Source organism: Bradyrhizobium manausense (assembly GCF_018129685.1).
In the GTDB taxonomy this organism is placed as follows: Bacteria; Pseudomonadota; Alphaproteobacteria; order Rhizobiales; family Xanthobacteraceae; genus Bradyrhizobium; species Bradyrhizobium manausense_D.
Window position 1 is genome coordinate 1,570,290 of the sequence record NZ_JAFCLG010000001.1, and the last position, 10,580, is coordinate 1,580,869.

General features: G+C 64.2%; 10 protein-coding genes. 8 read left to right on the top strand and 2 right to left on the bottom strand.

Going from position 1 to position 10,580, the window contains the following annotated elements; genetic code table 11:
* Positions 1–134 precede the first annotated feature (134 nt).
* A complete protein-coding gene (cysC, locus tag JQ621_RS07570; protein ID WP_212233740.1) occupies positions 135–2,072 on the bottom strand; it encodes an adenylyl-sulfate kinase in 1,938 nt (645 codons plus the stop codon).
* A gap of 20 nt (positions 2,073–2,092) precedes the next feature.
* The gene (gene cysD, locus JQ621_RS07575) at positions 2,093–2,887 is read right to left on the bottom strand and encodes a sulfate adenylyltransferase subunit CysD (RefSeq protein ID WP_212233838.1); all 795 of its coding nucleotides are present in this window, start codon (positions 2,885–2,887) and stop codon (positions 2,093–2,095) included.
* A gap of 236 nt (positions 2,888–3,123) precedes the next feature.
* Between cysD and cysG the strand changes: the two genes are divergently transcribed.
* The 8 genes from cysG (at position 3,124) to JQ621_RS07615 (ending at position 10,473) form a co-directional block, all read left to right on the top strand.
* Positions 3,124–4,560: a siroheme synthase CysG gene (gene cysG / locus JQ621_RS07580; RefSeq protein WP_212233741.1), complete on the top strand. Its 1,437-nt coding sequence runs from the start codon at positions 3,124–3,126 to the stop codon at positions 4,558–4,560.
* Positions 4,557–4,874 (top strand): DUF2849 domain-containing protein, encoded by a 318-nt coding sequence (locus JQ621_RS07585; RefSeq protein ID WP_212233742.1) that lies wholly within the window; start codon positions 4,557–4,559, stop codon positions 4,872–4,874. The genes cysG and JQ621_RS07585 overlap by 4 nt, the downstream gene beginning before the upstream one ends.
* A gap of 11 nt (positions 4,875–4,885) precedes the next feature.
* On the top strand, positions 4,886–6,541 hold the full coding sequence (locus JQ621_RS07590; RefSeq protein WP_212233743.1) for a nitrite/sulfite reductase: 1,656 nt from the start codon (positions 4,886–4,888) through the stop codon (positions 6,539–6,541).
* Positions 6,528–7,043 (top strand): DUF934 domain-containing protein, encoded by a 516-nt coding sequence (locus JQ621_RS07595; RefSeq protein ID WP_212233744.1) that lies wholly within the window; start codon positions 6,528–6,530, stop codon positions 7,041–7,043. The genes JQ621_RS07590 and JQ621_RS07595 overlap by 14 nt, the downstream gene beginning before the upstream one ends.
* On the top strand, positions 7,040–7,771 hold the full coding sequence (locus tag JQ621_RS07600; RefSeq protein ID WP_212233745.1) for a phosphoadenylyl-sulfate reductase: 732 nt from the start codon (positions 7,040–7,042) through the stop codon (positions 7,769–7,771). The genes JQ621_RS07595 and JQ621_RS07600 overlap by 4 nt, the downstream gene beginning before the upstream one ends.
* Before the next feature lie 154 nt (positions 7,772–7,925).
* Positions 7,926–8,429 carry a CAP domain-containing protein gene (locus tag JQ621_RS07605; RefSeq protein ID WP_212233746.1) on the top strand — a complete coding sequence of 168 codons (504 nt, stop codon included), beginning with the start codon at positions 7,926–7,928 and terminating at the stop codon, positions 8,427–8,429.
* Positions 8,430–8,507: 78 nt separating this feature from the next.
* Complete coding sequence (locus JQ621_RS07610) at positions 8,508–9,683, top strand: DUF3734 domain-containing protein (RefSeq protein WP_212233747.1); 1,176 nt, start codon at positions 8,508–8,510, stop codon at positions 9,681–9,683.
* Position 9,684: 1 nt separating this feature from the next.
* A complete protein-coding gene (locus tag JQ621_RS07615) occupies positions 9,685–10,473 on the top strand; it encodes a 3-hydroxybutyrate dehydrogenase (protein WP_212233748.1) in 789 nt (262 codons plus the stop codon).
* The last annotated feature ends 107 nt before the right edge of the window (positions 10,474–10,580 follow it).

The window sequence follows — 10,580 nt, forward strand, 5'->3', positions numbered from 1 at the left end:
GGCTAGCGCACCGCTGTCATTCCCCGCGAAAGCAGGGAATCCGGTACGCCGCGGCTTCTCCGTATCCGATCGCTGTCTCTGGAATACCGGGTCGCCCGGTCAAGCCGGGCGACGACAGCGGGGCTGGGCTCGCCTCAAATATTCGCGGCGAGGTCCACGACTTCGTCGAACAGTACGCCTGATGCCTTCAGCATCTGCTCGATCTCGTCCGCCGCCTCGGCGACCGTGCGCGTCGACGTGTCGATCACGAGCTCTGCTGCCTGCGGTGCCTCGTAGTCGTTGCCGATGCCCGTAAAGGAGGCAAGCGCGCCGGCGCGGGCTTTCTTGTAATGGCCCTTGGGGTCACGCTCCTCGCACACGGCCGCCGGTGTCGCGACATGGATTTCGCGGAACGCCGTGTCGGCGATACGGCGCGCGATGGCGCGATCCTCGCGGGCGGGCGAGACCGCGGCGACGATGGCGATATGGCCGTTGCGGGCGAGATGGGTGGCGACTTCCGCAAGACGGCGGATGTTCTCGCTGCGGTCGGCGGCCGAGAAGCCGAGATCGCTGTTGAGGCCGGCACGCACCGTGTCGCCGTCGAGCAGGATCGGCGAGCCGCCATTGGTGAAGAGACGCCGCTCCAGCGCCTTCGCCAGCGTGGACTTGCCGGAGGCGGGCAGACCGGTGAGCCAGACCACGGCGCCGTTGTGGCGATAGCGCGCGGAGCGCTCATCTAGGCGCAGCGCCGATTCCACGGGTACGATGTCAACAGGCACGGCACGCTGGCCGGCATCGACCGACAGCACCAGGCCGCCACCGGCGATGCGCCCGGACACCTCGATCACGAGGCGGCCGGTGCGCGGATTCTCCGTATAGGGATCGGCAGCAATCGGGCTCGACAGGGAGATGTCGATCTCGCCGACATGGTTGCGGCCGATCGCCTTGTTCTCGCGGCTCTCGAGCTCGCCGGGGTCGACCGCCTTCTCGATCGCCACCACGGTGGCGCGGCTTTCCTTCGGCCCCGAGCGGACCAGGATCTGGTCGCCCTTGGCGAGCGGCTTGTCGTGCAACCAGAATATCCGCGCGCGGAGCCGCCGCGTCTCACGCGGGGCGGCGCTCGCATGCGCGATGATGTCGCCGCGCTCGACGAACAATTCGCGGTCGAGCGTGATGCCGACCGAGCGGCCCGCGCCCTGACGCGTTGCGACCGGCGTCACCGGCCAGCTCTCGACCGTCTTGATCTTGGCGATCTTGCCGGCCGGCATGATCACGATCTCGTCGCCGGCAATCAGGCTGCCGGATTCGATGCGGCCCGCGACGATGCGGCGGTCGTCGAACTTGTAGATGGCCTGCACCGGCAGGCGCAGCGCCAGCGCTTCCAGCGGTCGCGCCGGCTCGAGCCGATCAAGTGCCCCGACCACCGTCGGACCCTTGTACCAGCCGATGCGGTCGGTGCGTTCGGCAACGCCGTCACCGTCGCGCGCCGAGATCGGGATGATCGCGGTCGGTGTCACGCCGAGGCCGCTCAGACGGGCGGAGATCTCGTCGCTGATTTCCTTGAAGCGCAGCTCCGAGAAATCGACGCGGTCCATCTTGTTGACGACGACCGCGACCTGTTTCACGCCGAGCAGATGCAGGAGATAGCCGTGACGGCGGGTCTGGTCACGCACGCCCTCCAGCGCGTCGATGATCAGCACCGCGCCGTCGGCCTGCGAGGCGCCTGTGATCATGTTGCGCAGGAATTCGGCGTGGCCCGGGGCGTCGATCAGGACGATGTCGCGCGAATTGGTGCGGAAGCGGATCTGCGTGGTGTCGATGGTGATGCCCTGGTCGCGCTCGGTCTGGAGCGCATCCAGCAGGAACGACCATTCGAACGGCATGCCGCGCCGTGCGCTGACGGCCTTCAGCATCTCAAGCTTGCCGTCAGGCAGGCTGCCGGTTTCGTGCAAGAGGCGGCCGACCAGCGTCGATTTGCCATGGTCGACATGGCCGACGATGACGATGCGGACCTGCGGTCGCGTCGTGCCGTTTGGCATCGAATTGGTACCGTTCGGCGTGGTGGGCGAGGGAGACGTGACGAGCATGTTCATGACCGCGTTGCGTCCTTGAATCAGAGATAGCCGGCGACGCGCAGACGCTCGAAAGCGTCCTCGGTCTCGTGGTCGAGCGCACGGCCGGAACGTTCCGGCACCTTGGTCTGCTCGAGCTCGGCCAGGATCTCGTCGATGTTCGACGCGGTCGAGGCGACCGGGTTGGTGATGTCCTGGTCGCCCAGCGAGCGGTACCGCTTGCCGTCCTTGGCGAGATACAGCGGAATGATCGGGATATTCTCGCGCTTGGTGTAGGCCCAGATGTCCGCCTCGGTCCAATGCAGGATCGGGTGGATGCGTAAGTGCGCGCCTTGCGGTGGTGACGCGTTGAAATGATCCCAGAACTCCGGCGGTTGGTCGCGCACGTCCCAATTGCCTTCCAGGCCGCGCGGCGAGAACACGCGCTCCTTGGCGCGGGTGGCTTCCTCGTCGCGGCGAATGCCGGCGATCAGACCGTCAAAGCCGTATTTGGCGAGCGCCATCTTCAGGCCTTCGGTTTTGCGCGCGGCGGAACGGGCGGCCGGCGGCAGCGTCGGGTCGACGGCATCGATGGGCGGGCAGGGCTCGACACGCAGATCGAGTTCCCACTCCTTTCCGTAATGATCGCGGAAGCGATACATCTCGGGAAACTTCTTGCCCGTGTCGACATGGAGCGCCGGGAACGGCAGGCGGCCGAAGAACGCCTTGCGCGCTAGCCAGATCATGACGTTGGAGTCCTTGCCGAGCGACCACAGCAGGGCAATCTTCTTCAGCCGGGCAAAGGCCTCACGGAAAATGTAGATGCTCTGCGCTTCCAGCTGGTCGAGATGGTCCATGCTGGGGGCTGTCAGCGCGCCGGGAATTTGCTCGGAAACGGGGGCGCGGGAATCCCGCCCATCTGCACCGGAATTGACCTCGAGAAGATGCATCTCTGCCACTTTGCGTTTGGAGGCGAATTTTCTATAGTTGCGACGCGGAAGAGAAGAAAAAATTTTCTCTTTGCGCGCTCGAAACGACACATATATAGAAAATAATTCCAGTCAACCCCGGATGTGGGGGAAGCGAGTATCGCATGCGGTTCTTGCCGGTGTTCCTCGATCTAAAGGCCGGCCCGGTGGTCCTCATCGGCGCGGGTGAGCTTTTGCGCGCAAAATTGCGCGTGCTCGCCGCTGCCGGCGCGCGCATCCGCGTGCACGCGATCGACGGCGATCGGCACCTGGGTCTGAGTTCCGACGACACGGCGCGAATTGAGATCGCAACCGTTGATCCGCTCACCGCGGATCTTGCCGGTGTCATTGCCGTCGTCTGCGCAGGTGCGGGTGATGTCGGTGTTGCGATGTCGGTGCGCGCAAAATCGCTCGGCCTGCCTGTCAACGTCATGGACGATCTCGAACATTCCAGCTTCATCTTCCCCGCCATCGTCGATCGCGGCGATGTCGTGGTCGCGGTCGGCACCGGCGGCACGTCGCCGGTGGTCGCGCGGCGCGTGCGCGAGAAGATCGAGGCGCTGCTGCCGGCGCGCATCGGCGAACTGGCCGAGTTCATCGGCGGCTTCCGCAAATCCATCAACGAGCGCATTGCCGAGTTTCCGCTGCGTCGCCGCTTCTGGGAGCGCGTCATCGACGGCCCGATCGGCGCCGCCGTGCTGGCTGGCCGCAAGGGCGAGGCGGACGCAGCGCTCAGGGCGATTCCCGATCCGTCCGGTTTCGCGCGCGCCGACAAGCCGGAAGGCTCCGTTGCGCTGGTCGGCGCCGGCCCCGGCGATCCTGATCTTCTCACCATCAAGGCGCTGCGCGCGTTGCAGGATGCCGATATCGTCTTCCATGACGAACTGGTCTCGCCCGAGATACTCGATCGCATTCGCCGCGATACGACGCGCGTGGCTGTCGGTCGCCGCGTCGGCAAGCCCGGTATCGGCCAGGATGCCATCAACAAGCGCTTGATCGAGGCTGCGCAATCCGGGCAGCGCGTGGTCCGGCTGAAGGGCGGCGATCCCTTCGTGTTCGGTCGCGGCGGCGAAGAGGTCGAAGCGCTGCGTGCTGCTGGCGTCGCCTATTCGATCATCCCCGGCATCACCGCCGGGCTGGGCGGAGCCGCCGATTTCGAGGTGCCGCTGACTTACCGCCATGAAGCCACCCGCATGACCTTCCTCACCGCGCACAAGGCGCGCGATGCAGAGACCGTCGACTGGTCGACGCTGACCGATACGAGGATGACCGTTGTTGTCTACATGGGCATGACCGCCGCACCTGCCGTGCGTGCCGGCTTGTTCGCCGCCGGTCGTTCGCCGGAAACGCCGGTCGGTGTGTTCGCCCGCGTCACGCGGCCGGACGAGCAAGGCGCGATCGGTACTCTGCGCGACCTGCCCGAACTCGTGCGGCGGATCAATGGCGGTCCCGCCATCCTCATCATCGGTGACGTGGTCCGGCATGCCGGATCGCTTCATCGTCAATCCCCCGAGAAGAACCCAGCCCAAATCATCTCTGACCTACTGGATGCAGCCGAATGACCTCCCCGCTTGAACAGAAGAAGATCAAAATCGCCGGCCCCTCGGTCGTGACCGCCAACCGCACCTGGGATGGCATCGTGGTGTATCGCACCGCCGCCAAGAGCTGGTCCGCGGACCTCTCGGAAGCCGCGATCGTGCGCGATCCCGACGAGGCGAAATCGTTGCTTGCCGAATCCGTGGCAGATGACGTCGGCGCGATTGGTCCCTATATCGCTCCCGTGCAGGTCGGCGCGGACGGCAAGATCGAACCCGGCAATCTGCGCGAACAGATCCGCCGCACCGGTGTCACCATCGGGCAGCCGGCCCAGGCTTAAGGCATCCACTGATGTACGCTTACGACGAAATCGACCGCACGCTCGTCAACGAGCGCGTCTCGGAGTTTCGCGACCAGGTGAAGCGTCGCCTGTCGGGCGAGCTCACTGAGGACGAGTTCAAGATTCTGCGCCTGCAGAACGGCGTCTATCTTCAGCTCCATGCCTACATGTTTCGCGTCGCGATCCCCTATGGAACGCTGGCGGCGAACCAGCTGCGGGCGCTCGCCCATGTCGCGCGCAAATATGACCGCGGCTATGGCCACTTTACCACGCGGCAGAACATCCAATTCAACTGGATCAAGCTCGCCGAGCTGCCGGACGCGCTGGAGGATCTTGCCAAGGTCGGCATCCATGCGATGCAGACATCCGGCAACAACATGCGCAACGTGACCTCCGACCAGTGGGCCGGCGTCGCCCCCGGCGAGATCGAGGATCCGCGCATCTGGTCGGAGCTGATCCGCCAGCACACCACGCTGCACCCGGAATTCTCGTTCCTGCCGCGCAAGTTCAAGATCGCGATCACCGCGTCGGACCATGACCGCGCCGCGATCAAGATCCACGACATCGGACTCAAGCTGATCAAGAACGAGAAGGGCGAGACCGGCTTCGAGGTGCTGGTCGGGGGCGGTCTCGGCCGCACGCCGTTCATCGGCAAGACCATCAAGCATTTCGTGCACGGCCGCGATATCCTCAGCTATATCGAGGCGATCCTGCGCGTCTACAATCAATACGGCCGCCGCGACAACATCTACAAGGCGCGCATCAAGATCCTGGTGCACGAGCTTGGCATCGAAAAATTCTCGCGCGAGGTCGAGGAGGAGTGGCAGCACATCCGCAACTCCTCGCTCCAGATCGACGACGAGGTGATCGAGGATATCCGCTCGCGCTTCACTTATCCCGCTTACGAGAAGCTGCCGCACATGCCGGACGAGCTGCGTCAGGCCGCGGCCGACGCCGATTTCGAGGCGTGGCGCAAGAACTCGGTCGCCCCGCACAAGGTCCAGGGCTACGCCATTGTCACGATTTCGCTGAAGCCGATCGGCAAGCCTCCGGGCGATGCCACGGCCGATCAGATGGATGCGCTCGCCGACCTCGCCGACAAATATTCCTTCGGCGAGATCCGCGTCGGCCACGAGCAGAACCTCGCGCTGCCGCACGTCGCCAAGCGCGATTTGCCGGCGCTGTGGAAGGCGCTGGACAAGCTCGGGCTCGCGACGCCCAACGTCAATCTGATCACCGACATCATCGCGTGCCCGGGCCTGGACTATTGCTCGCTGGCCAATGCGCGCTCGATCCCGATCGCGCAGGAGCTGACGCGGCGCTTTGCCGACCATGAGCTCGCCAATCTGATCGGCCGGCTCCACATCAACATCTCCGGCTGCATCAACGCCTGCGGTCACCACCATGTCGGCCATATCGGCATTCTCGGCGTCGAGAAGAACGGCGAGGAGGTCTACCAGATCACCATCGGCGGCCGGGCCGACGAGGGAGCTGCGCTCGGCAATCTGATCGGCCCCGGCGTCAAGTTCGACGAGGTTGCCGATGTCATCGAAGACGTTGTGGAGGCCTATCTGGCGCTGCGCGAGCGACCGGAGGAGCTGTTCATCGACACGGTGAAGCGCCTCGGCGTCGAACCTTTCAAGGAGCGCGTCTATGCCACTCGTTAACGGCGGAAAAATCATCGACGACAGCTTCGTCAAGCTCGCCGTCGACACGCCGCTGCCCGAGCGCGGCGACATCCTGGTGCCGGCCGAGCGCTTCATCGCCGAAGCGGATGCGTTGCTCGCGCGCGACGGCAAGGTCGGCGTGATCTGGCCGAACAACCGCGATATCGACGCGCTCGTGCCCTATCTCGGCAAGGTCGCCACTGTTGCGCTGGTGTTCCCGACCTTCCGCGACGGACGCGCCTACAGCCAGGCGCGCCTGCTGCGCGAGCGCTACCATTATCGCGGTGATCTGCGCGCCACCGGGCAAGTCCTGCGCGACCAGTTCGTGTTCATGCTGCGCGCCGGCTTCGATTCCTTCGAGGTCAAGAAGCAGGCCGACGCGGAAGCCTTCATGCAGACCGCGAAGCGCTATTCGGTGTTCTATCAGCCGACCGGCGATGGCCGCATCACGGCGCTGCATCGACGCATGCAGCTGCGTCACTCGGAGGGTGTCGGCACGTGAACGCCATCGCGCCTCAGGCCATTTCGGCGTCCGCTTCTCCATTGCCCTCGGCAGTGGAGCTGGATCGTGCGCTGCGCGAGGCCTCTCCCGCAGAAATCATCGCCGCGGCGCTGAAGGCGGTCGGGCGTGAGAAGCTGGCCCTGGTGTCGTCGTTCGGCACGGAATCGGCGACGCTGCTCAAGGTGATGGCCGATGTCGATCCGGCGATCCCGGTGATCTTCCTGGATACGGGTTGGCTGTTCGAGGAGACGCTGGCCTATCGTGACACGTTGATCGAAACGCTCGGTCTGAAGGACGTTCGTTCGATCAAGCCGGCCGAGGAAACGCTGACGCGCGAAGATCCGGACCGCGAGCTCTGGTTCTCCGATCCCGACGCCTGCTGCCGCATCCGCAAGGTGGAACCATTGGCGCGCGCGCTGGGACCGTTCGAGGCCTGGCTCAACGGCCGCAAGCGTTTCCAGGGCAATGCGCGCGCCGACATTCCCGTGGTCGAAGATGACGGCGCGCGGTTGAAGTTCAATCCGTTCGCCAACGTCTCGCGCGAGGAACTCGAGGCGATTTTCGTCCGCTCCAAACTACCGCGTCATCCACTTGCGGCATCCGGCTTTCGCTCGGTTGGGTGCATGCCTTGCACCAGCAGAACGGCCGAAGGCGAGGATGAGCGCGCCGGTCGCTGGCGTGGCCGCGCCAAGACAGAATGCGGCATCCACACGATGAGGACTTCGTAACTGCCCCGCGGCTGTAATTTTGCGGACTGACGCGCCATAGTTCCCGGTTAGTCCCGTCCGGACCGTGCCGTCTCTGGCTCGAATTTTCCTCAAAATTCACCTTTCAGCCACGGTTGGTATGCAACAACGGCCCCTCATTTGGGGGCCCCTGAACATGCGCGCTGCGGCCGCGATCCTTCTCACTTTGCTTCTCGCCGGCTGCGCCGGCAACGAAGCGCCGGTCCAGCAGCCGTCGATGTATGCCGACATGTCGGTCCCGGGTGCCAAGCTCGATGCGCCGGCCGCCGCGATCATGATCTCGCAATATCGCCAGAACAACGGCCTCGGCAGCGTCGAGATCGACCCAGATCTGATGCGGCTCGCCGAATCCCAGTCCAATGCCATGGCCGCCGCCAACAAGATGGACCATGACGTCCGCGCGCCCCTGGGCAAGCGGCTCAATGCCGGCGGCTATCCCGCGACCGTGGCGGTCGAGAACATCTCGGCCGGCTATCATACGCTGGCGGAAGCGTTTTCCGGTTGGCGCGACTCACCCCCACACCGGGCGAACATGCTCAAGAGCGGTGTCACAAAATTGGGCATAGCGGCCAGCTATGCTCCAGGCACCAAGTACAAGGTGTTCTGGACCATGATCCTGGCGTCGACCGACCCCCGATAAGCCAGACTTGATCCCGGGATACATTGACGCCGCGGCAGACTGTCGCCACGGTGGCTCGCCTTTTGCTAATGTCCCCGAATGACAGATCATAGCCCGGAAGTCGCAACCGTCCCCGCGAATGCGCAGCGTGTCCTGGTTCTCCAGGGCGGTGGTGCGCTCGGCTCGTATCAGGCCGGCGCCTATCAGGCGCTGTGCCATTTCGACTTTGAGCCGGAATGGGTTGCCGGCATCTCGATCGGCGCGGTCAACGCCGCCATCATCGCCGGCAATGAGGGCCAAACCCGCGTCAAACGGCTGAAAGAATTCTGGGAGATGGTGTCCGCGCCGGTGCCGTGGAAGCCGATTGGCAACAGCGACCACAGCCGCGAGCTGTTCAATTCCACCAGCGCCGCATTGATCGCGACCTTCGGCGTGCCGGGCTTCTTCACCCCGCGCATGCCGCCTGCACCGATGTGGCCGCCGGGCAGCCCGCAGGCCGAGAGCTATTACGACACCGCGCCGCTGAAGAAGACGCTGGAGCGACTTGTCGACTTCGATCGGATCAACGATCTCAAGACTCGCCTGTCGGTCGGCGCGGTCGGCGTCACCTCGGGCAATTTCAGATATTTCGACAATTACGAGTTCAAGAAGCTCGGCAAGACAATCGGCCCCGAGCACATCATGGCATCAGGCGCGCTGCCGCCCGGCTTTCCGTCGGTCGTGATCGAGGGCGAGCATTATTGGGACGGCGGCATCGCCTCCAATACGCCGCTCGACTTTGTGCTCGACGCCGAAGTCGAGCGCGACATGCTGATCTTCCAGGTCGATCTGTTCAGCGCGCGCGGCGATCTGCCGAATTCGCTGCTCGAGGCCACCGAGCGCGAGAAGGACATCCGCTTCTCCAGCCGCACGCGGATGAACACCGACAAGAACAAGCAGCTGCACAACGCCCGCCGCGCCGTGCGAGACCTGATTTCCAAATTGCCCGATTATCTCAAGAACGATCCTACCGTGGAATTCCTTGCGAAGGTCTCGCGTGAGAGTACGGTCACCGTGGTGCACCTGATCTATCGCAGCAAGAATTACGAATCCTCGTCCAAGGACTACGACTTCTCGCATGTCGCGATGGTCGAGCACTGGGAAAGCGGCGTGCGCGACGTGCACATGTCGATGCGCCACAAGGATTGGCTCGAGAAGCCGCAGTCCGGCGAGACCATGGTGACCTACGATCTCACGGGGGACGTCACCGCGCCCCCGCCAAAAAGGAGCGAATAAGATGGGTACTCTCTCAGGCAAGAACGCCGTCGTAACCGGTTCGACCAGCGGCATTGGCCTTGCCTATGCGCGCGCCTTTGCCGCCGCCGGCGCCAATGTCGTCATCAACGGGTTCGGTTCGCCCGAGGACATCGAGAAGGAGCGCACCAAGATCGAGTCCGATTTCGGCGTGAAGGCAGTCTATTCGCCCGCCGACATGACCAAGCCGGCCGAGATCGCCGGAATGATTGCGCTCGGCGAGAAGTCGTTCGGCTCGGTTGATATCCTCGTCAACAATGCCGGCATCCAGTTCGTCTCGCCGATCGAGGATTTTCCGCCGGAGAAGTGGGACCAGATCATTGCGATCAATCTGTCCTCCGCCTTCCATGCGATTCGCGCGGCCGTTCCCGGCATGAAGAAGAAGGGCTGGGGCCGCATCATCAACACCGCTTCGGCGCACTCGCTGGTCGCTTCGCCCTTCAAGTCGGCTTACGTCTCGGCCAAGCACGGCATCGCCGGCCTGACCAAGACCGTGGCGCTGGAAGTTGCGACTAACAAGATCACCTGCAACTGCATCAGCCCCGGCTATGTCTGGACGCCGCTCGTCGAGAAGCAGATCCCGGACACGATGAAGGCCCGCAACCTCACGCGCGAGCAGGTCATCAACGACGTGCTGCTCGACGCCCAGCCGACCAAGGAGTTCGTGACCTCCGAACAGGTCGCAGCGCTGGCGCTGTTCCTGTGCAGCGACGATGCCGCGCAGATCACCGGCACCAACTTGTCGATCGACGGCGGCTGGACCGCGGAGTAATTCCGCACTCTGTCGCCAAGGCGATACTGCCGTAGCAACCATTAAAGCGACGTCCGATTGCCATTGAGCATGACGCCTTGCTTGCGGCCGTCAAGGCGTGGCCTGGC

Coding starts and splice junctions, on each gene's coding strand:
- cysC (WP_212233740.1), bottom strand. CDS start 2,072: ATGAACATGCTCGTCACGTCTCCCTCGCCCACCACGCCGAACGGTACC.
- cysD (WP_212233838.1), bottom strand. CDS start 2,887: ATGGACCATCTCGACCAGCTGGAAGCGCAGAGCATCTACATTTTCCGT.
- cysG (WP_212233741.1), top strand. CDS start 3,124: ATGCGGTTCTTGCCGGTGTTCCTCGATCTAAAGGCCGGCCCGGTGGTC.
- JQ621_RS07585 (WP_212233742.1), top strand. CDS start 4,557: ATGACCTCCCCGCTTGAACAGAAGAAGATCAAAATCGCCGGCCCCTCG.
- JQ621_RS07590 (WP_212233743.1), top strand. CDS start 4,886: ATGTACGCTTACGACGAAATCGACCGCACGCTCGTCAACGAGCGCGTC.
- JQ621_RS07595 (WP_212233744.1), top strand. CDS start 6,528: ATGCCACTCGTTAACGGCGGAAAAATCATCGACGACAGCTTCGTCAAG.
- JQ621_RS07605 (WP_212233746.1), top strand. CDS start 7,926: ATGCGCGCTGCGGCCGCGATCCTTCTCACTTTGCTTCTCGCCGGCTGC.
- JQ621_RS07610 (WP_212233747.1), top strand. CDS start 8,508: ATGACAGATCATAGCCCGGAAGTCGCAACCGTCCCCGCGAATGCGCAG.
- JQ621_RS07615 (WP_212233748.1), top strand. CDS start 9,685: ATGGGTACTCTCTCAGGCAAGAACGCCGTCGTAACCGGTTCGACCAGC.